The 20,521-nt window shown below is 50.5% G+C and carries 16 protein-coding genes and 1 pseudogene; 10 read left to right on the forward strand and 7 right to left on the reverse strand.

Going from position 1 to position 20,521, the window contains the following annotated elements:
- Nucleotides 1-67: 67 nt before the first annotated feature.
- Nucleotides 68-922 carry an ATP-dependent DNA ligase gene (locus NST44_RS16230; protein ID WP_007132837.1) on the reverse strand — a complete coding sequence of 285 codons (855 nt, stop codon included), beginning with the start codon at nt 920-922 and terminating at the stop codon, nt 68-70.
- 499 nt (nt 923-1,421) lie between these two features.
- Here NST44_RS16230 and NST44_RS16235 point away from each other — a divergent pair, with 499 nt between their 5' ends.
- Nucleotides 1,422-1,628, forward strand: a complete 207-nt coding sequence (locus NST44_RS16235) for a hypothetical protein (protein WP_007132838.1) — start codon at nt 1,422-1,424, stop codon at nt 1,626-1,628.
- A gap of 356 nt (nt 1,629-1,984) precedes the next feature.
- Nucleotides 1,985-2,263 (forward strand): hypothetical protein, encoded by a 279-nt coding sequence (locus NST44_RS16240; protein ID WP_007132840.1) that lies wholly within the window; start codon nt 1,985-1,987, stop codon nt 2,261-2,263.
- An 80-nt stretch (nt 2,264-2,343) separates the two neighbouring features.
- On the opposite strand, the gene NST44_RS16245 is transcribed toward NST44_RS16240, so the two are convergent.
- The 3 genes and pseudogenes from NST44_RS16245 to NST44_RS16255 all read right to left on the reverse strand — a co-directional run.
- On the reverse strand, nt 2,344-2,718 hold the full coding sequence (locus tag NST44_RS16245; protein ID WP_244152798.1) for a hypothetical protein: 375 nt from the start codon (nt 2,716-2,718) through the stop codon (nt 2,344-2,346).
- Nucleotides 2,719-3,369: 651 nt separating this feature from the next.
- Complete coding sequence (locus NST44_RS16250; RefSeq protein WP_340901446.1) at nt 3,370-3,849, reverse strand: helix-turn-helix transcriptional regulator; 480 nt, start codon at nt 3,847-3,849, stop codon at nt 3,370-3,372.
- Nucleotides 3,836-4,957, reverse strand: a pseudogene (locus NST44_RS16255) (YifB family Mg chelatase-like AAA ATPase); the annotation flags it as partial. The pseudogene NST44_RS16255 and the gene NST44_RS16250, both read right to left, overlap by 14 nt.
- Before the next feature lie 397 nt (nt 4,958-5,354).
- Between NST44_RS16255 and NST44_RS16260 the strand changes: the two are divergent.
- The 3 genes from NST44_RS16260 (at nt 5,355) to NST44_RS16270 (ending at nt 8,844) form a co-directional block, all read left to right on the forward strand.
- Nucleotides 5,355-6,887: an ABC transporter substrate-binding protein gene (locus NST44_RS16260; RefSeq protein WP_213617077.1), complete on the forward strand. Its 1,533-nt coding sequence runs from the start codon at nt 5,355-5,357 to the stop codon at nt 6,885-6,887.
- Nucleotides 6,888-7,041: 154 nt separating this feature from the next.
- Entirely contained in the window at nt 7,042-7,965 is a 924-nt protein-coding gene (locus NST44_RS16265; RefSeq protein ID WP_099479208.1) for an ABC transporter permease, read from the forward strand.
- A 15-nt stretch (nt 7,966-7,980) separates the two neighbouring features.
- Nucleotides 7,981-8,844: a carbohydrate ABC transporter permease gene (locus NST44_RS16270; protein ID WP_099479209.1), complete on the forward strand. Its 864-nt coding sequence runs from the start codon at nt 7,981-7,983 to the stop codon at nt 8,842-8,844.
- Nucleotides 8,845-8,864: 20 nt separating this feature from the next.
- Here NST44_RS16270 and NST44_RS16275 read toward each other — a convergent pair whose 3' ends face one another.
- The 3 genes from NST44_RS16275 to NST44_RS16285 form a co-directional block, all read right to left on the reverse strand.
- Nucleotides 8,865-11,111, reverse strand: a complete 2,247-nt coding sequence (locus NST44_RS16275; protein WP_213617076.1) for a helix-turn-helix domain-containing protein — start codon at nt 11,109-11,111, stop codon at nt 8,865-8,867.
- A gap of 213 nt (nt 11,112-11,324) precedes the next feature.
- A complete protein-coding gene (locus NST44_RS16280; RefSeq protein WP_244152709.1) occupies nt 11,325-12,185 on the reverse strand; it encodes an IS3 family transposase in 861 nt (286 codons plus the stop codon).
- Between the two features lie 11 nt (nt 12,186-12,196).
- Nucleotides 12,197-12,493 (reverse strand): transposase, encoded by a 297-nt coding sequence (locus NST44_RS16285; RefSeq protein WP_007131733.1) that lies wholly within the window; start codon nt 12,491-12,493, stop codon nt 12,197-12,199.
- A gap of 1,021 nt (nt 12,494-13,514) precedes the next feature.
- Here NST44_RS16285 and sucC point away from each other — a divergent pair.
- The 5 genes from sucC to trmFO all read left to right on the forward strand — a co-directional run bounded on the left by sucC (nt 13,515) and on the right by trmFO (nt 20,498).
- A complete protein-coding gene (sucC, locus tag NST44_RS16290) occupies nt 13,515-14,675 on the forward strand; it encodes an ADP-forming succinate--CoA ligase subunit beta (protein ID WP_028405690.1) in 1,161 nt (386 codons plus the stop codon).
- 99 nt (nt 14,676-14,774) lie between these two features.
- Nucleotides 14,775-15,704, forward strand: coding sequence for a succinate--CoA ligase subunit alpha (gene sucD, locus NST44_RS16295; RefSeq protein WP_007128767.1), 930 nt, complete (start codon nt 14,775-14,777; stop codon nt 15,702-15,704).
- Between the two features lie 134 nt (nt 15,705-15,838).
- Nucleotides 15,839-17,014: a DNA-processing protein DprA gene (gene dprA / locus NST44_RS16300; RefSeq protein ID WP_007128766.1), complete on the forward strand. Its 1,176-nt coding sequence runs from the start codon at nt 15,839-15,841 to the stop codon at nt 17,012-17,014.
- Between the two features lie 35 nt (nt 17,015-17,049).
- Nucleotides 17,050-19,149: a type I DNA topoisomerase gene (gene topA / locus NST44_RS16305; RefSeq protein ID WP_007128765.1), complete on the forward strand. Its 2,100-nt coding sequence runs from the start codon at nt 17,050-17,052 to the stop codon at nt 19,147-19,149.
- A gap of 14 nt (nt 19,150-19,163) precedes the next feature.
- A complete protein-coding gene (trmFO, locus tag NST44_RS16310) occupies nt 19,164-20,498 on the forward strand; it encodes an FADH(2)-oxidizing methylenetetrahydrofolate--tRNA-(uracil(54)-C(5))-methyltransferase TrmFO (protein WP_373872060.1) in 1,335 nt (444 codons plus the stop codon).
- The last annotated feature ends 23 nt before the right edge of the window (nt 20,499-20,521 follow it).

The following is a 20,521-nucleotide window of genomic DNA, read 5'->3' on the forward strand; positions in this document are numbered from 1 at the left end:
TAACTCGATGGCTTCTGTAAAAGAACCCTGCACCTTAACTGCATGCAGGGTCCTTTTTTATTCCATCTCATTCTATGAGCTCCGTTAATACCGGCGTCCGTAACATTCCAGACTTCGTCCAGTTTCGAAATTTAACCTTCCCCTGAATTTTCGGATCCAAATATACAAAGTTCTTATCCTCCCCGATTACAAGTCCCCGACTTTTCGAATAGAACTCTTTTCGAGCTGTCTGCGTTACAAACTCCACAATTCCAGTTGGCCGAAGCCGACCAGACTCATCAGGGACAGCCGCAAGCAATCCGAATTCGTCTTTACGATACCCTGTGATGATCACGTTAGTATAAGACCAGTTGATTACCTTCTGCCAGTCTGGCGATCGCCGGCTCACGTAAAGGCTGTTTTTTCGCTTCCCAACCATCCCTTCAAGTTTCCGAGACACCATCTGTTCAAACAAAGCCTCGCCTGCGCCTTCCACAAAAGGGATAACGCCGAAATGCTTGTTCGGCATGCTGATGCCGGCCAGGATCTCTTTACGGTGCATCAGAGGCAATTTCCGAAGATCTTGCCCCTTGTATCGCAGGATATCAAAAACGACATATGTCACGGGTGATATGCCCATGAGCTGCCGGATGCGTTGCTCTTTCTTGGTCTGGAACCGAGTCATGACGTTTTCGAAGTCAACCAACCCCGTCTCCGGATCGGTACATGCTACCTCACCGTCCAGAAGGATATCATCTTCAAACGGCGTCAGGAGCTCAGGATATCGCCGCGTACAGTCCGTCTCGTGCCGGGTATATAACCGGATCTGGCCGTCCTCCTGTGAGAACAGAAGCCGGTGTCCGTCTATCTTGGGCTCATAGATGTAATTCGGATCGGAATAAGGTCTGGGGGCGGTCGCAAGTAACATTGGTTCGATGAACATAGAAACACCCCTTTACCGAATTATAGCGCTTAGCTATGTGGTAAAGGGGCGGTAAGTAATGGTACTCGAAATTGCGTCCGTTCATACCCTGCAGCTCGATCTCTCCCTGGAGCCCACTGCTACGTGTAAAGCCTATTACTGGCTGGCTTGGTCTTTTTGCGCATAAAATATCCCAAAGACAAGTACATTATGGTAATATTTTGTTTATGATGAAACGATTTATGAAGCCGCTGACTGCGGACATACAATTTCATACGGCCATGCTCGATCAAACCCCTGTCGCCGTATTTATAGCGGACGAGCTGATCGGGTGCGGCCGGATATATGAAATTACTGATGACAGTGTCAAAGTGGGAGATTCGCGTTATCTTCGCGAGAGTTGCACATTTAAGTATGCTGGGTAGGTGAGAATTTTTAGCTTTTTCAATGAAAGGTTTGCATTCATGAATTATAGTCGTATATTCGAAATACAAAGAAGAGGCATAAAGGAGGGATCCTGATGTCTAAAGACATTCAGTATCTTGATTACGCCGTACAGGGGAATATCATTGTGCCGCTGGTGTTTCTGGATTCAGAGCAATTCATTACACTAATCAATGAATATGATTCGTTTAAGATGTACTTAAAGCAAGTACGGCGTAAAAAGAAAAGGCCTAACCGTGGTCCTTCCCTCCTGTTGCAAAGCACTGACCCCCTGAGCACCTGAATACCCTGTTACAAGTTTTGGACTGACTTACTTTACTGTATTGATCGAATGTGTAGACGATAAGGCCACCGAGGCAAAATGCCCGGTGGCTTATTTTTACATTGATAAAAGAACGAATGTTCGCATATAATACAAACAAATGTTCTTCTTGGAGGCGAACAGGATGAGAAATTACATTGGCGAGGTTATTGAGCTAATTTACGTGGACCGCAAAGGCAAGATTACTCAGCGCAAAATTAGGTTGCAGAGGATCCGTAATAACTTGATTCGTGCAACATGTCTAAAAACCAATCAGCCAAGGGTTTTCAGAATGGATAATGTTTTATCTTGGGGGCCGGCGGTGGGGGCGGGAAAAGATGCTTCCTGATTTAGAACGTAAAATACTAAGGATTCTTTACAATTATGTAAGTCAGCATCATAGAATACCCACAATGCACGGATTGGAGGTAATGACTGGACGAAAGCAACAGGAAATAAAGAACGCATTATTAATGCTGGAAAAAGAAAGGTACATTGAATGGGAGGACAAATCCAGCCTGGGTGGAATTAAGATCATTGAAGGCTGGGAACGTGAACCTCAAGCCAATAAAAAGCCAACACAAAAGGTGAATGCACAGTATTGGACAGATTACTAGTGTAATAGAGTTAAAAAACAGAAAGAGACCCGACTTTCATTATCGAAAGCCGGGTCTCTTGGTTTCGTTATATTTCGATTTTATGCCAGTCGTTCAATAACGATGGATGCACTTACTGTCGGAGTACCTCCGCCGATGGCTCCTTGTATGGTTAATGCCCCCATATTGTCCATACGGTTTAAGGTCAAGACGCCACCAGCCGTTAATGTTGCAACAACCTGACCTTGATATGGTTGGTTGCCTGCATTAGTACCATAGTTGCTGCATGGAACCAGCGTTGCAGGTGCCGGACCAGCTGCATCGGGATCAAAGAATAAACCAAAGGCATTAACACCTGGGGTTGGGAAAACCTCAAAACTGATATGATAAGTGCCGGTTTCATTAATAATAATGGTCGATGGTGCAGCGAAGGTCACTGCAGTGCCGCCGATGACAGGAGGATTCTCAAAGGTCACTGCTCCACCCTGTCCTCCTGGTGTAGGAGCGGCTGCAATGGTTTGGGATACGGTGCTGCACAGGAATGCAAAAGATGCGATACCTCCCGCTGGCCCCGTAGGTCCAGCAGGTCCAGGGGCTCCAGCAGGTCCGGCAGGACCTACGGGACCCGGAATGCCTTGAGCTCCGGCTGGTCCTTGTGGACCTGGAATGCCTTGTGGTCCTTGTGGTCCTTGTGGTCCAGGTACAGGTGTAACATTTATTTTCGGTCTAGGGCAGCTTACGTTTATAACCTTTCTTTTTTTAACCACAATCTCTTTTTTCTTTTTCCCGTGGCAAGACGAGAGTGTTCTTTTTAGTGGTTTTTTCTTTAATTTACTTATAGATCGATGCAATAGAGGCACCTCCTTATGGTTTAATGCAGGGTATGTTGAAATGCCCCTAAGCGCATGGATGTACACCTACAATTTAATAGACTATAGTTTGATTTCGTTGAAAACAGGCTAAAACATACATGGAATCGTGTCTTTTTAAAAAGTAGTCATTTTAGCCTGAACGTACCGGAGACGTTCTGTATACATTGGCAAGAGAACGATTAAACACTTCCTTAAGTGGGCCCGTTCCATGGGCCTTTTTTTTAAAAAAATTCAATTTATACACATTAAACAGGGTCATAAATTTAAAATTTCAATTATTCTTACAAAATGGCCTATGTCAGATAAATGATTCTTTGATGGATTTACTTTGTTAGCTTCCCAGTTCATGACTGATTTTGCATCAACTCCGAGTTTCTGTGCTGCTTCTTCTTTTGTAAGTCCATAAAACAATCGTGCCTTCTTTAGGCGATCTCCTAATGTCAACTCAGGAAGTGCCTCGAAGCACCCCAAATAATAAATAGGCTGATTAAGACAATTCGATATCTTCCTTAGACTTTTTAAAGAAGGAGGATGGACACCATTTTCCATCATTGATATAGCTTCTGGTGTAAGTCCGGATAATGCTGCTATTTCCCTGATCGATAAATTGGCTTCATTTCGTGCTGCCCGGATTCTCGAACCAGGAGTATTGAGTTCAGAAGGTGTATTTTGATGAGAGAAACTTTTCTTCTTCGTTATATAAATGCCAGAGGTGTTCTCTGCACGGACACGGATTCATCGAGCAAGCGAGCATAAAATGCGCGGGAAAGGTAAATACGGCCCGCGCCCGGCTGATCGTCACCTCCCGATCCTCGAGCGGCTGGCGGAGAACCTCCAGCACATGCCGGGAGAACTCGGGCAGCTCATCGAGGAACAGAATGCCTTTGTGGGCAAGACTGACCTCGCCGGGCTTTGGGATCGTTCCGCCTCCAATAAGCCCGGCGGCGGATATCGTATGATGGGGAGAGCGAAACGGTCGCTTCGTCATGAGGCCCTCAGTCTTCTTCAGCTTACCGGCAGCGCTGAAAATTTTCGTAGTCGTCAGGGCTTCCTCCTCCGCTAGCGGAGGAAGGATGGTTGGCAGACGCTTCATGAGCATCGTCTTTCCGGTGCCGGGCGGCCCGATCAGCATAATATTATGCATGCCTGCCGCCGCGATGGTGAGCGCCCGCTTGATATGCTGGTGGCCGAGCACATCCTTGTAATCCTCCAGCGGCTCCTCCCGGCTCCGGTCAGCCGCCTCGTTCGAGTGTTCTAAACGCCCGGTATACCGGAGCCGCGAGAGCGAAACGGCTGCGCTCGGGAGCTTCGAGGCGCCGGAAGGGTTTGACCGCATTGGCCCATCATCCCCGGCGAGCTCCTTCAAATGCGGCAAGCCGTACACCTCGATGCCGCCGATTAAGGAGGCTTCTTGCACGTTCTCCATCGGCAAGAGAACGCCGCGGAAGCCGTCCCGCTTCGCCTGCTCTACCATCGGCAGCACGCCGGTTATCGGCCGAAGCGCTCCGTCCAGCGCCAGCTCGCCGATGATTAAGAGCGAGGCGGCATCCTTGAACTCCAGCTGTTCACTAGTGATTAATATGCCGAGGGCGACGGCCAGGTCAAAGGAGGAGCCTTCTTTACGAAGATCAGCCGGAGCGAGATTAATCGTGATACGCTTCAAAGGATATTCGAACCCGCAGTTTTTGATGGCGGCACGGACCCGTTCCACCGATTCACGGATGGAGGAATCCGGAAGTCCGATAATGCTGGTTTGCGGAAGTCCGTTGGCCAGATCGACTTCCACCTGAATAACGACGCCGTCGATGCCGTGCAGGCAGGCGCTGTGCAGCTTTCCATACATAAATAAGAAGCACCTCACTTTCGCGTATTAGGTAAATGACAATATGCGGTCATCATGCACACACGAAAAGGGTGCTTCCTCATTTTCGTCAATCGAGTATAGTCCGTATTGTAAAAGTTTACCTGGCACATGTCAATTCAGAAGCTCCTCGATGAAGGCGGATTGGTCTAAAGAATCCAGTCGTGAAGCGGGCTGCCGACGATGAGTTGACCGGATTTCAGATCATTGCCACTTTTTCAGAATCGCAGGTTCGGGCAGCAAGAGGAAAGAATGTAAGTAGCCAGAATAGAGAAGCAGCGGATAGAATCAAGCTCGTAAACGAACGCCCCAAGCTTCAAGCTGAAATGGTGGCGGGGGGCGAGCGTGGCAGATCATATGAAATGAAGGAGAGGGTTACATGAAATTCTGGAACCGGAAATGGGGGAGGGTCGCTCTCGCTGCGGTCCTGACCGGCGCATTGCTGAGCGGCTGCGCGAAAGGTGAAGCAGGAAAGGAGGGAAATGCAGGAGCGCTCGGGACGAAGGAGATTACGCTGGACATGATGACCTTCTCCCATACGAACTGGCCCTATAAAGAAAATTGGCCGATTTATCAATATTTGAAGGAAGCAACCGGCATCTCGTTTAAAGTTCAGCCTGTCATGAGCGATTATACAACGACGATGAATCTGGCGATTTCATCCGGAGAAATTCCCGATTTGATGATGGTCAACAGCCTGAACGCCGCGAACACCCATGGTGCCAGCGGAGCGTTCGTCGATTACTTCGAGCATTTGGACAAGATGCCGAATTACAAGAAGTTTCTCGAGGATCACCCGGAGGTCAAGGCAGCGATTCTGTCTCCGGAGGGAAAAAACTATTTTATGCCGCTGTATGGGCTCGAACAGCAGTCCAGGCGATCCTGGCTGTACCGGGATGATATTTTCAAAAAGCATAATTTGACCCCGCCTACGACTTATGACGAGCTCTATACGGTTGCCAAAAAACTGAAAGAGCTGTATCCGGACAGCTTCCCGATCGCCGTGTTCAACGGTTTAAGCCCACTGGTCAACATGGCGCCGGCGTTTAATACGAGCAGCAGCTATTATTACGATTACGAGAAGGAAGAATGGCGCTACGGACCGACGGAGGACAATTATCGGATCATGGTCGAGTACATGAACAAGTTTTATACCGAGGGCTTGATCGCACCGGATTTCATGGCGCATAAGCGCAAGCAGTTTAACGATCTGCTTCTTCAGAATAAAGCGTTTATCGCAAGCGATTATATCGGCATTATGGACGAGCTGCCGCTCATGCTGGGCGACAAGGCATCCGAGTTCAGCCTCGATTACATGTTGCCGCCTGTCGGAACGCCGGACGGTAAATCCCACAACGTGTTTGCAGGACTCCAGACCGACGGGTTCGCCGTAGCGGCCAATTCGAAGGAGCGGGATACGCTGCTGCAGTATTTGGATTTCCTGTACTCGCCGGAAGGAATCGAGCTGGCTACCTGGGGGAAAGAAGGGGAAACCTACACGACCCAGAACGGCGTCCGTAAGTTTAAAGACGACTACAAAGAATTCGGCGACTTGCGTACGAAGACGGGCATTGCCACCATCGGCGCCCATACGGTGCTGGATATGAGCGCATTTGAATCGATGTATTCACCCAAAATGCAGGCAGCTATGAAAATCGCGCCGGAGCATGAAACGAAACCGCAGCCGAGGCTGGCCTATACCAATGAAGAGAATGAAGTGCTTAGCATGGTGGGAGAAACCGTCAAGAAGTACCATGAAGAGCAAATAGCAAAATTTATTTTGGGACAGAAAAAGATGGACGAATGGGACGCCTACGTGGCCGAGGTGAACCGGCTGGGCGTGCAGCAAGTGCTGGATGTGCACAAGAGCGCTTACGAGCGGACGCAAAAATTCGTGAATGAAGGAAAATAGCAAAACGCAAGGTTGGGATTAACTTGGGCAGCTTCCACTAGGCCGGCGTTCCGGCTGTGGTGTTTGTGGCCGCGGCCGGTGCCGGCCAGGTCCGTGGCAGCCATGCGCTTCCCATCCCAGCTTAGCTTGATCAAGCGTTACGAAGGAGGATTTCATGTTGCAAGCATCCCGCCGCCCGGGCTTTCTGCGCAAAGTGAAACGGGATAAATATTTGCTGTTATTGCTGCTCCCATGCGTTCTGTATTACGTCATTTTTAAATACGTTCCCATCTTCGGCGTCTCGATCGCCTTCATGGATTACAATTTGTTCAAGGGCATCACCGAGAGCGATTGGGTCGGCTTCAAGTATTTCAGTATGTTCTTTCATACCCCCGACTTTTGGCCCGTGCTGAGAAACACGTTCCTGCTTGGGTTCTATAAGCTGTTATTCGGGTTTCCTGCACCCATTATTTTGGCCCTGCTGATCAATGAGGTACGAAGATCCTTCATGAAGCGGTTCGTCCAGACCGTCAGCTATCTTCCGCATTTCATATCCAATGTGGTGGTGGCGGGTATCGCGGTCATGTTCCTGTCGCCTACCGGAGGGATGGTGAACCAGCTTCTGAGCGCCTTGGGTCTTGAACGCATTAATTTTCTGGTGGAGGCCTCCTGGTTCAGAACCATCTATGTAACGACGGACGTGTGGCAGCATATCGGCTGGGGGACCATTATTTATTTGGCGGCCTTGACGGCGATTGATCCGCAATTATACGAAGCCGCACGCATGGACGGGGCGAATCGCTGGAAGCAGACGCTGAACATAACGCTTCCCGGAATCGCACCGGCGATCGTCATCATTCTGATTCTGGATATCGGGAAAATTCTCGAGATCGGCTTTGAAAAAGTATATTTGCTTGCAACCCCGGCCACGTATGAAACCGCTGACATCATTTCCACCTATGTCTATCGCGTCGGTTTGACCCAAGGCAATTACAGTTACGCCACGGCAATTGATCTGTTTACCGGAATCATCAGCTTTATCTTCATCATTGCAGCCAACGGGTTCAGCCGAAGGGTCAGCGGCAGCAGCATCTGGTAGAGGGAGGAATGGAATGTGAAATGGAAGTGGAACTGGTTCGATGTCTTAAACGCATTGATATTGCTGGGCGTAGTAACCGCATGTCTGTATCCGTTCATTTATATGCTGGCCGTCTCGCTCAGCGATTCGGCAGCGATTGCGTCAGGCACCGTATGGCTGTGGCCAAAAGGCTTTAATTTGGATATGTACCGGTATGTATTTGAAGATGGAAGGGTACTGAAGGGTTACCAAAACACCTTCATCTATGTCGTGCTGGGAACCGCGATTTCCCTGATGGTAACCGCGCTCGGCGCATACTCATTGTCCAAGACCAAAATGGTTATGGGCAAGCCGATTCTTATGATGATCGTCTTCACGATGTTTTTTAACGGCGGAATGATCCCGACGTTTCTTGTGGTCAAAGAGCTCGGCTTTGTCAATACGGTGTGGGGCATGGTTCTGCCAGGGGCCGTCGGCACCTGGAACCTGCTGATCATGAGAACCTTCTTCATGGGAATGCCGCAAGAGCTGGAGGAGTCGGGCAAAATCGACGGCTTATCCGAGGTCGGTATTTTCTTCCGGATCGTGCTGCCGCTTTCCAAGCCGGTGCTGGCGACGATCGGATTGTATTACGCCGTCGGCATGTGGAATAATTTTATGGGCCCGCTGCTTTATCTGCGGGATGCCGATATGCAGCCGCTTCAGGTCATCTTGAGAAACATCGTGCTATCCGGGCAATTCACGGGAACCGACGGCCCGGTGGTCGGCGATATCGTCGTCGTGGAGGATGGTCTGAAATTTGCCACCATCATGGTGTCCACTGTGCCGATCCTGCTGGTATACCCGTTCATTCAGAAATATTTCGTAAAAGGAGCATTGATCGGCTCCGTTAAAGGTTAAACGGCCGGCACTGCCGCCTGCTAATTCCGGATCCAATGGGTTTTCCGGTAATCGCCGGGCGGCTGGCCGGTTAATTTTTTGAACATGCGGATAAAGGATGTGACATTACGATAGCCGATTTGCGCGCCAACTTCCTGGACCGGCATATTTGTCGTTACGAGAAGCTCCTTCGCTTTCCGGATGCGGATCGCATGTAGATGATCGCTGAAGTTGCTGCCGGTTTTTTCTTTAATATAGCCGGACAGATACGTCGGCGACATGTTGAGCTTATCCGCCAATAGCTCCAGTGATATTTCCTCGGAAATATGGTTTTCCATAAACTGGGCAATAAACTGAATGATATCGTAATTTTCTTCTCGCTTTCGTCGAATCGCTTCCGCTGCACGGGCAAGCTCGTTCAGCAGCGCCTGTTTGTAGTGTTCGGGAGTGACGCAATGCGCAAGCGGCCGATGATCGGATGGAAGCGGGCTTGATTCGATGTTCAGCAGCGCCATCGTTTTTCGGATACGACTGAGGACGGCAAGGGCGAAATGATGCAGCTGATCCGCCGTCGCGCCCCGGCGATGAAGCGAATCAAACGCCCGATCGATGAGCTGTTGGCAGCTGACTTCATTGCCTGCTTGCAGGTTTACGTAAAATTCATGCTCCTGCTCAGCTGTAAAGCCGGTCACGTCCTCCCGCGGCGCCTTTTCCCATATAATCTGGGTTTCTTCGACCGGCATCGCTTGAAGCAGCAGCGACATCGCTTCCGTGTAGGCCTGATCGAAATGGGAAGTATGCTGGAACACGGACGACACGGCAATCGTAACCAGGTAAGTGCCTTGGTCTTGATCGAATATCCGCTTCAAACCGTTCAGGCAGGCGAGCAGACGCTCCGACCTTTCCTGCGTGTATACGATTGACAAGATCTCTCTGCTGTCCATTTGAAGCGTATGGGATAACGGAAAGGCCTCCTGCACTTGAAGGCTGATAATGTCTTTGATTTTGCCGGTGGCCTTGGTCAGCATTTCATCGAGCAGTTCCGAGGGAGTATGCCTGTACCTTAGCTGGAACACAACGATCATAAAGGCACCCTCGCTTACCGGCAGCTCAGCTGCGGCGGCTGCGTCAATGTTGATGTTTTTGAAGCGAGCCATATAATGATAGCTTGTCAGCAGAGGCTTGATATGGTCCATCCATGCCTTGATCTGCTTGCGTTCATGATGCAATCCCTGCAGATGGCTTGCGATCGCGTTGAATTCGGAAATGGTGCCCTCATAAAGGTGCTGTTCGGTTTTGCCAAGGCCCGTGATCATCCGCTTTAAAGGCCGGTTAATGTTGCGGGTAAAGAACCAGGATGCCAGCGTTCCGATCAGCAGCGTCGTGGCAAACAGCAGCGCCGCGATCCAATTCATGCGGCTGATGCTGCGGTTCAGCTCATTATGGGGAATGATGGATACATACGTAAGACCCGAGCGGTCCCCTTTTTCAAAAAAATAGTAATTCCCCTTGTCCTTAATCCATTCGGATGTTCCATTCCATGCAGGCAGCGGGGCATCCTTAGAGGATGGGGCGGATTGAAACAATGGCGTTCCGTCCTGATCAAGCAGCAGAAAGCGGGAGCCGGACATGCCTTTATAGGATTCATACCAGCTGTTCATATTGACCAATGCGATAATTTCCCATGGGCTTCCAGGGACATGGCTGACCAGCGGGAGCAGTTCCACCTCGCTGCTCTTGGGCTCAATGGTAAAGCCGCTGCTCGGAAGGGCCTGCAGGAAAGCGTCTGACCTGTCTGCATCCTTTATCCAAAACTCGTACGGATACTGCTCGCTGACGTAATAGTGCCTAAACATCCGGTCATCATCCACCATACCGTCGCTTTCCAGCAGAAAGGAGTGGCTTCGATAGTAGATCATCACGTTCTGCAAATGATAAAACGGCTGCGTCACAATCGTGCGGATTTGATCCATCACCAAGTCCACCTGCAGGTAATCGATCGCCTGTTTGCCGCCTTTGTCGGCTTGCCGGTTAATATTCCCCACGAATTCGTTGTGCTGAAGGCTAAGGAGCAGGCTCTTCCAAGTCGTATACTGTTTCTCGAAGCTGTCCACGGTATTCCGGATCAGCGTCAAATTGTATTTTACGATCTCGTTGTGGACATTCCGCGTATAAAACGTCATTGACCAGATGTTGTAGGAGGAAAGCAGGATGATGACGATCAGAAAATAAATGAGCATTTTGAAAAATAAGGAATGGACCGAAAAACGGGAGGTCAACCACTGCATGCCGCAATCTCCTTTATGTTTGAATCCGCTTACCTTCTATGTACCGTCATCCATTGTACAGGATCAACCATTCGGGATAAAGAGTTTTGAGCGGCAAAAGCTGCTGCAAGCTCAGAGCAAGTCCCGAAAAGGGACTTGCTGGCGCCAAAAGCAGCGCCATGCCTGGAGCAAGTCCCAAAATGCTCTTCTGTCAAGAAAGTAGACACCTCTAAGCTAAGCTATACACTCGTAATAGCACTGCTCAAAACGCACCGGGGACATATACCCAATCGTACTGTTAGAACGTTTTCGGTTGTAAAAAAATTCAAGGTACCGGTACAGCTTCTGCCCGGCTTCCTCTTTTGTTTTAAACTTAGGTTTGCTGTAAATGAATTCTCGCTTTAGGATACTGTGAAACGCTTCAATACAGGCGTTGTCGTAGCAGTTTCCTTTGCGGCTCATACTGGGCTTCATGTTAAATTGCTTCAACTGTTCACGGTACTCTTTAGCGGCATATTGCGAACCGCGGTCGGAATGGTGAATCAATCCCTTCGGAGGCTTCTTAGCAGCATACGCCATCTTTAGGGCATCGAGGGTAAGGTCTGTGGTCATCCGATCGCTTAGCTTCCAACCGACGATTTGTTTGGTGTACAGATCCAGGATGCTCGCAAGGTAGAGTTTCCCTTGGCGGCAGGGGATGTACGTGATGTCAGCGACCCACTTTTCGTTGGGCTTTGTGGCTTTGAAATTTTGTTCCAACACGTTAGGGGCAATCGGGAGATCATGCTTGGAATCGGTCGTAACCACTCGGAACTTACGGGCCATGCATGAACGAAGGCCATGTTCGCGCATAATGAGGCCCACCGTACGTTCCGATACCGTCCATCCTTCCTTCACCAGCTCGTTTCGTATTCGGGGACTGCCGTAGGTTTCATCGGAGTCATAGAAGTGCCATTTCACACGTTCAGCCAGCGTTGCCTTACGTTTTTCCCGTTCAGAAGCTTCAGAGGTACGCCATTTGTAATAACCGCTCCGAGACACGTGAAAGAGAACGCACATCTTCTCCAATCGAAACTCGGAGCGATGATCTTCGATAAACTGGAACCTTAGTTCTTTTCTTTGCTGAAGATGTGCATGGCCTTTTTTAGGATCGCAATTTCTTCTCTCAAATCATCAATTTCGCGTTTCTGATCTTCGATAAGTTGGGTTTGCTGACGTAAGGTTTCCCCATGATTGACAGGCTCGTGCTCGAATGTTCGATACTTTTTGACCCAGTTGCGTAATGTGCCTGGATTAATGTTCAACTCATCGGCGATCTGCTCCAGCGTCTTCGACTGTTCTTGCACGTACTTTACGGTTTCACGCTTAAATGTCTCGTTGTAATGTTGTCTATTGCCACTCATTTTTTTTGACACCCTCTCGTCTGCTTTGTTTCATTATCGTTTTATCACTAAGGGGTGTCCACTTTTTATTCTAGCTGCAAAAAGGGACTTGCTTGCGCCAAAAGCAACTCCAAGCCCGGAGCAAGTCCCAAAAAGGGACGTGTGAGCGTCAAAAGCAGCTCCAAGCCCGGAGCAAGTCCCGAAAAGGGACTTGCTGGCGCCAAAAGCAACTCCAAGCCCGGAGCAAGTCCCAAAAAGGGACTTGCTAGCGGCAAAAGCAACTCCAAGCCCGGAGCAAGTCCCAAAAAGGGACGTGTGAGCGCCAAAAGCAGCTCCAAGCCCCGAGCAAGTCCCGAAAAGGGACTTGTGGGCGCGAAAAGCAGCTCCAAGCCCGGAGCAAGTCCCAAAAAGGGACTTGCTGGCGCCAATGTAAAGTTACCCTCCAAAGTCTCCCAAAAAAGTCCAACTAAAACGCCCAACTAAAACGCCCAACTAAAACGCCCAACTAAAACGCCCACCCCCCCACTTATTCAACTTCAGACCCCAAACTGAGAGTTAGAAGGAGGCATCCCCTTGTACTGCTTATACAGCTTCGTGAAATAATTCAAAGAATAGAGCGAAATGGAAGGGATTTCGGAGGGAAATATGCTATAATCCATATTTAGATGATATTGGAAATCTTTATTGCAGAGGAGGTAGCTATGAACATCCTGTGGGAGAACATTATTATTACATTGGTTGTGCTATTGTTGATTCTCGCTGTTATCGGATTTGTGATCGGATTTGTTGCTGTCAAAGTATTCAAAGCATTTTTAAAAAAATAACGATTTGTTTAACCTTTAATTTCCAATTATTCTCCAGAAGGAATCATACCTATATCAAATAGAGTGGAGAATCTGTGAACATTTTTAAGGTAAGCGTTTTAAAAACATGTTACAATAGCTTGGGTTTACTATATAAAGGTTGACAGGGGCAGCGGCGTCATTGAAGCGCTCCCATGCAGCCCGCCTTGTTCCAGTCATGTTGATAGGAGGATTCGAGAATGAATATCCATGAATATCAAGGAAAACAAGTACTGAAGCAATATGGAGTCGCTGTTCCGAACGGCAAGGTTGCGTTTACGGTGGATGAAGCAGTGGAAGCTGCCAAATCCCTGGGAAGTCCCGTAACCGTTGTTAAAGCGCAGATCCACGCAGGCGGCCGCGGTAAAGCCGGCGGCGTCAAGGTGGCAAAGAGCCTTGAAGAGGTTCGCGCCTATGCCGAAGAAATTCTGGGCAAAGTGCTGGTGACTCACCAGACCGGTCCGGAAGGCAAGGAAGTCAAGCGCCTCCTTATTGAAGAAGGCTGCGATATTCGCAAAGAGTATTACATCGGTGTTGTTGTAGACCGCGCTACAGGGCGCGTCGTCATGATGGCATCCGAAGAAGGCGGTACGGAAATCGAAGAAGTTGCAGCGGCAACGCCTGAGAAAATTTTCAAGGAAGTCATCGATCCGGCTGTCGGACTTCAAACGTTCCAAGCGCGGAAGCTGGCGTATTCCATTAATATTCCGAACGAGCTGGTCGGCAAAGCCGTCCAATTTATGCTGGCCTTGTACAAGGCGTTCGTGGAGAAGGACTGCTCGATCGCCGAGATTAATCCACTGGTCGTTACGGGCGACGGCAACGTCATGGCCCTTGACGCCAAGCTGAACTTTGACTCCAACGCGCTCTTCCGTCACAAGGACATTGTCGAGCTTCGCGACCTGGACGAAGAAGACGAGAAAGAAATCGAAGCATCGAAATACGACTTGAGTTACATAGCTCTGGACGGCAACATCGGCTGTATGGTTAACGGTGCCGGTCTTGCGATGGCTACCATGGACATCATCAAATACTATGGCGGCGATCCTGCCAACTTCCTTGACGTTGGGGGCGGTGCAACGACCGAGAAGGTTACCGAAGCCTTCAAGATCATTTTGTCCGATCCTCAAGTTAAGGGAATCTTCGTCAACATTTTCGGCGGCATCATGCGCTGCGACGTGATCGCTACCGGTGTAGTTGAAGCAGCGAAGCAGCTGGGCTTGACCCGTCCGCTTGTTGTACGCTTGGAAGGAACGAATGTTGACCTCGGCAAGAAGATTTTGGCCGAGTCCGGTCTTAACATCGTACCAGCTGATTCCATGGCCGACGGAGCACAGAAGATCGTCTCCCTCGTTCAGTAATAATTCATTCCTGAAGAGGCATGGCACCTAAGGACGCTCGACCGTCCGGCCGTGCGGTTGCTTTCATTTTCAAATAACAATAGGGGATGTGAATCAATCGTGAGTATTTTGATCGATAAAAATACAAAAGTTATCACACAAGGGATTACAGGTAAAACGGCTCTGTTCCATGCGAAAGGCGCCCTCGATTACGGTACGCAAATGGTCGGCGGAACCTCGCCGGGCAAAGGCGGCACGGAAGTGGAAATTACGCTGGAGAACGGAACTACCGTGAAGCTTCCGGTGTTTAACACCGTTGAGGAAGCAAAAGCGAAGACCGGCGCAACCGCAAGCGTAATCTATGTTCCGCCTGCATTCGCAGCCGATTCGATCATGGAGGCTGTTGATGCCGAGATGGAGCTTGTCATCTGCATCACGGAAGGCATTCCGGTGCTGGACATGGTGAAGGTTGCACGTTATATGGAAGGCAAGAAGACCCGCCTGATCGGGCCGAACTGTCCGGGTGTCATTACGCCGGGCGAATGCAAGATCGGGATTATGCCGGGCTACATCCATACGCCGGGCCATGTCGGCGTCGTATCGCGAAGCGGAACGCTGACCTATGAGGCGGTTCATCAGCTGACTGCACGCGGCATCGGACAATCGTCTGCCGTGGGAATCGGCGGAGACCCTGTTAAAGGCACCGAGTTTATCGATGTCTTGAAGCTGTTCAATGAGGATCCGAACACGAAAGCCGTTATCATGATCGGTGAAATCGGCGGTACGGCCGAGGAAGAAGCTGCCGAGTGGATCAAAGCCAACATGACCAAACCGGTTGTCGGCTTCATTGGCGGGGCAACTGCGCCTCCAGGCAAACGCATGGGCCATGCCGGCGCGATCATTTCCGGTGGCAAGGGGACAGCGAAAGAGAAGATTGCTGTACTCGAGGCTTGCGGCATTAAAGTCGCTCCGACACCGGCCGAAATGGGATCGACGCTTGTCAGTGTGCTTGAGGAGAAGGGCTTGCTTGAGGCTTGCACTACTCATTAATCGTATGAACGCGAGGCAGCTTTTGGCCTAATTGCGCAACCCAATATATTAAAATTAGGTAAGCAACCTTTTATGTCCTGATTTCAGGAGATGAAAGGTTGCTTTTTCTGTTTATTTTGAAGGAGGAGACTGGAATGAAGCTGGAGAGCGCGCTGCTGGCAGCATTGCATGAAAGTGAAGGCATCGGATGGAAATCGATTCACCGGATTATGATGCACGGCCAGCTGCATGAAGGCATGATTTCTTATGGTGTGAATGACTGGAGAAGCTGTGGATTGTCTGTCGAGCAGGCGAATAAATTGTCGAAACGGTTTCCGTCGAGCGTCGAACAATTGCTGGAGCGGATGTCAAATGCTGCGGGCGATAGCGCAGGGCATTCCCGTGGGGATGTATGGAAGTTGACAAACCGTTCCAAAATACGTATTATTACAGCCCTCGATGATCAATATCCCGAGCGGTTGAATTCAATGTCCGAGCCTCCTTGGGTAATCTATTCGATCGGCCGTGCGGAGCTTTTGAACCAGCCCGGCGTTGCCATGGTCGGGACCCGGATGCCGACTGCTTATGGCCGCAAGATGGCCGGCCTATTGGCCGAGGAGCTGACGCGGTACGGGCTGGCTGTCGTAAGCGGAATGGCCAGGGGAATTGACAGCGCCGCGCACGAGGCGGCTTTAACAAGCGGAGGAGCAACGATTGCGGTTCTCGGTGCGGGGATTGATGTCATCTATCCTGCAGAGCACCGGTCCTTGTATGAACGGATCGCAGAATCGGGATTGATTGTTTCCGAGTACCCTCCAGGCACGAAAGCCCACCCGGGATTTTTTCCGAGGAGAAACCGAATCATTGCCGGTTTGTCCCTTGGAACCGTAGTCGTGGAGGCGGATGCCCGCAGCGGATCGCTGATCACAGCAGATTATGCGCTGGAGGCCGGAAGGGATGTTTTCTCGGTTCCGGGACAAGTCACTTCTCCCAAGAGCCGGGGAACGCTTGCCCTCATTAAACAGGGGGCCAAGATGGTGACGGACGTCCAAGATATTATCGAGGAATATGATTCCTGGTTGCCAAACAGGGCTCCCAATACATACAATAAGGAGCGGCAGGCCCCTCATTCGAGCCTCCCCGGCATGGATTCCGGGTTGACAAACGATGAACGGCACGTTTACCATATGCTCGAACAGGGACCCGGGTCGCTTGATGAGTTGTTGGAGGGGACCCAGTGGGATTTTGGACATTTGCATTCAGTTCTGTTATCTTTAATCATAAAAAAGCAGATAACCCAATTACCCGGTGCTATATATAAGATCATATAATGGGAAAGTTGAATGTTGGAGAGGAGGATGAACCTGTGGCGGATTCACTCGTCATCGTAGAGTCGCCTGCCAAGGCGAAGACGATTGGCAAATATCTCGGCAGCAAATATATCGTGAAGGCTTCGATGGGTCATGTGCGCGATTTGCCGAAAAGCCAGATCGGGGTTGAGGTGGAAAACGACTTCAATCCGAAATACATTACGATCCGCGGAAAAGGTTCTGTCTTAAAGGAACTTAAGGATGCTAGCAAAAAGGTAAAGAAAGTATACCTCGCAGCTGACCCCGATCGCGAAGGGGAAGCCATCGCATGGCATCTTGCCCATGCTTTGGAGCTGGATGAATCTCAAAGCCTGCGGGTCGTATTTAACGAAATCACGAAGACGGCGGTCAAGGATGCCTTCAAGACGCCGCGCAAAATTAATATGGATCTCGTTAACGCCCAGCAGGCTCGGCGGATACTTGACCGTCTGGTGGGTTACAAGATCAGCCCTCTTTTATGGAAGAAAGTTAAGAAGGGGCTGTCGGCAGGACGCGTTCAATCCGTTGCGGTCAAGATCATTCTGGATCGCGAGAACGAAATCAGCGCATTCGTGCCGGAAGAATATTGGACGATCACGGCGAAGCTGGCCGTGAAGGGCTCTTCGTTCGAAGCGAAGTTTACGCAGCTGAACGGGGAGAAGAAGGAGCTGTCCAGCCAGGAGGACGTGAACGAGGTGCTTGCAGCGATTAAGGATGCCTCTTTCACGGTCGGCGAAGTCAAGGAACGCGAGCGTCAGCGTCATCCGTCGCCGCCGTTCACGACAAGCTCATTGCAGCAGGAAGCGGCGCGCAAGCTCGGTTTTCGGGCCGCGAAGACGATGTCGGTCGCCCAGCAGCTGTATGAGGGCGTGGAGCTCGGCAAGGAAGGCACTGTCGGTTTGATAACGTACATGCGTACCGACTCTACCCGGATATCCGGTACCGCGCAAGACGAGGCGAAGGAGTACATTACGGAGAAATACGGAGAACCGTTCGTACCCGAAAGCCCTAGGCAGTATTCAAAGAAAGCGGCAAATGCGCAGGATGCGCACGAAGCCATCCGGCCTACGTCCGTCCTTCGGGATCCGGAATCGGTGAAGCCGTACATGAGCCGTGATCAGCTTCGCTTGTATAAACTGATCTGGGAACGCTTTGTCGCCAGCCAGATGGCCTCTGCTGTACTGGATACGCTTTCTGTGGATATATCGGCAGGTACTGCCGTTTTTCGGGCTACCGGATCCAAGGTTCGCTTTCCGGGCTTCATGAAGGTCTATGTTGAGGGTAATGACGACGGGACGACCGAAGAGGATAAATACCTTCCGGAGCTGCATACGGGCGACCAGCTGGATAAGCAGGATATCGAGCCGAAGCAGCACTTTACCCAGCCGCCTCCGCGTTACACCGAAGCGCGGCTTGTAAGGACGCTGGAGGAGCTTGGAATCGGACGGCCGAGTACTTACGCGCCAACGCTAGAAACGATCCAGAAGCGCGGCTACGTTGCCATTGAGGATAAGAAGTTTGTCCCGACGGAGCTGGGGGAGCTTGTCATCGAGCAGATGGAGCAATTTTTCCCCGAAATTCTGAATGTGGAATTTACGGCAAACATGGAGGAAGACCTGGACCATGTCGAGGAAGGCTCCGAGGATTGGGTCAAGGTGCTGTCGGAATTCTATAAATCATTCGAGAAGCGGCTTGAGGTTGCTGAGGAAGAAATGAAGGAAATCGAGATTGAAGACGAGGTTTCCGACGAGATTTGCGAGAAATGCGGCAAGCCATTGGTCTATAAGCTTGGACGATTCGGGAAGTTTTTGGCATGCTCCGGTTTTCCGGACTGCCGGAATACGAAGCCGATCGTCAAAGACATCGGCGTAACTTGTCCGAAGTGCAAGGAAGGCCATGTCGTGGAACGACGGAGCAAGAAGGGGCGTATCTTCTTCGGATGCGACCGCTATCCGGAATGCGATTTCGTATCCTGGGATAAACCTTCGCCTAAACCGTGTCCGAATTGCAGCAGCTTAATGGTAGAGAAGAAGAGCAAGCAGGGGGTCAAGCTTCAATGCACTTCCTGCGACTATTCCGAAATGGTTGAGGAACAGGACGAAGCATCAGAGATGTAGGCATACAGGGGGTAATGACGTTGACAGACACACAGAGAGTAACGGTGATCGGGGCAGGCCTTGCTGGCAGTGAAGCGGCTTGGCAGATCGCAAGCCGCGGGATTCCCGTTACCTTATACGAAATGCGGCCGGTCGTGAAGACGCCGGCCCATCATACAGACAAGTTCGCAGAGCTGGTCTGCAGCAACTCGCTCCGGGCAAATACGTTGACCAATGCGGTCGGCGTTTTGAAGGAAGAGATGCGCATGTTGAACTCGCTCGTGATCGGTTCGGCGGACCGCAACGCCGTGCCAGCGGGCGGGGCGCTTGCGGTGGATCGTGACGGCTTCTCCGGCGAAATCACGGAGACGCTTCATCAGCATCCGTTAATTGAGGTAGTAAATGAAGAAATTCAGCATATACCTGAAGAAGGGATCGTTGTCATTGCGACAGGACCTTTGACCTCTCCCGCATTGTCGGCTCAAATCCGCGAGCTGATGGGCGAAGACTACTTCTACTTCTATGATGCGGCTGCACCGATCGTAGAGAAGGACTCCATTGATATGAGCAAGGTGTATCTTGCTTCCCGCTATGACAAAGGCGAGGCCGCCTACCTGAATTGCCCGATGACGGAAGAGGAATTCGATGCTTTCTACGATGCGCTGGTCAACGCCGAAGTTGCCCAGCTCAAAGAGTTTGAGAAGGAAATTTATTTCGAGGGCTGCATGCCGATCGAAGTCATGATGAAGCGGGGCAAGCAAACGGCTTTGTTCGGCCCGATGAAACCGGTCGGACTGGTGAACCCGCATACCGGCAAGCTTCCTTACGCCGTCGTTCAGCTGCGTCAGGATAATGCAGCCGGCACGCTGTACAATCTGGTAGGCTTCCAGACCCATCTGAAATGGGGAGAGCAGAAGCGGATTATTTCGATGATCCCGGGTCTGGAAAATGCCGAGATCGTACGGTATGGCGTTATGCACCGCAATACGTTCGTCAATTCGCCGAAGCTGCTTCAGCAAACCTATCAGGTGAAGACGCGTCCGAATCTGTATCTCGCCGGACAGATGACGGGGGTCGAGGGCTACGTTGAGTCCGCCGCCTCCGGATTGATTGCAGGCATCAATGCAGCAAGAGCAGCGCGTGGACAAGAAGGGATAGTATTCCCGCAGGAATCGACGATCGGCAGCATGGCCTATTATATTACGCACGCCGATCCGGATAATTTCCAGCCGATGAACGCGAATTTCGGACTGCTGCCGAAGCTTGAGACCCGGATCCGGAATAAGAAAGAGAAGAATGAAGCTTTGGCTAATCGCGCTCTTGATCATATTCGCAAATTCATTTATGACAACCAACTGAATACGCTGTAACTTTTAAAAATAGGGGAGGTCCG

This window comes from Paenibacillus sp. FSL W8-0919 (assembly GCF_038003785.1).
GTDB classification, from domain to species: domain Bacteria; phylum Bacillota; class Bacilli; order Paenibacillales; family Paenibacillaceae; genus Paenibacillus_AQ; species Paenibacillus_AQ lactis.

Bases quoted from the DNA above. Each gene is read 5' to 3' on its own strand.
- NST44_RS16230 (WP_007132837.1), bottom strand. From the start codon at position 922: ATGTTCATCGAACCAATGTTACTTGCGACCGCCCCCAGACCTTATTCC.
- NST44_RS16275 (WP_213617076.1), bottom strand. From the start codon at position 11,111: ATGCAGTGGTTGACCTCCCGTTTTTCGGTCCATTCCTTATTTTTCAAA.
- trmFO (WP_373872060.1), top strand. From the start codon at position 19,164: ATGACGTTGACAGACACACAGAGAGTAACGGTGATCGGGGCAGGCCTT.
- dprA (WP_007128766.1), top strand. From the start codon at position 15,839: ATGAAGCTGGAGAGCGCGCTGCTGGCAGCATTGCATGAAAGTGAAGGC.
- sucC (WP_028405690.1), top strand. From the start codon at position 13,515: ATGAATATCCATGAATATCAAGGAAAACAAGTACTGAAGCAATATGGA.
- NST44_RS16285 (WP_007131733.1), bottom strand. From the start codon at position 12,493: ATGAGTGGCAATAGACAACATTACAACGAGACATTTAAGCGTGAAACC.
- NST44_RS16260 (WP_213617077.1), top strand. From the start codon at position 5,355: ATGAAATTCTGGAACCGGAAATGGGGGAGGGTCGCTCTCGCTGCGGTC.
- NST44_RS16240 (WP_007132840.1), top strand. From the start codon at position 1,985: ATGCTTCCTGATTTAGAACGTAAAATACTAAGGATTCTTTACAATTAT.
- NST44_RS16265 (WP_099479208.1), top strand. From the start codon at position 7,042: ATGTTGCAAGCATCCCGCCGCCCGGGCTTTCTGCGCAAAGTGAAACGG.
- NST44_RS16235 (WP_007132838.1), top strand. From the start codon at position 1,422: ATGTCTAAAGACATTCAGTATCTTGATTACGCCGTACAGGGGAATATC.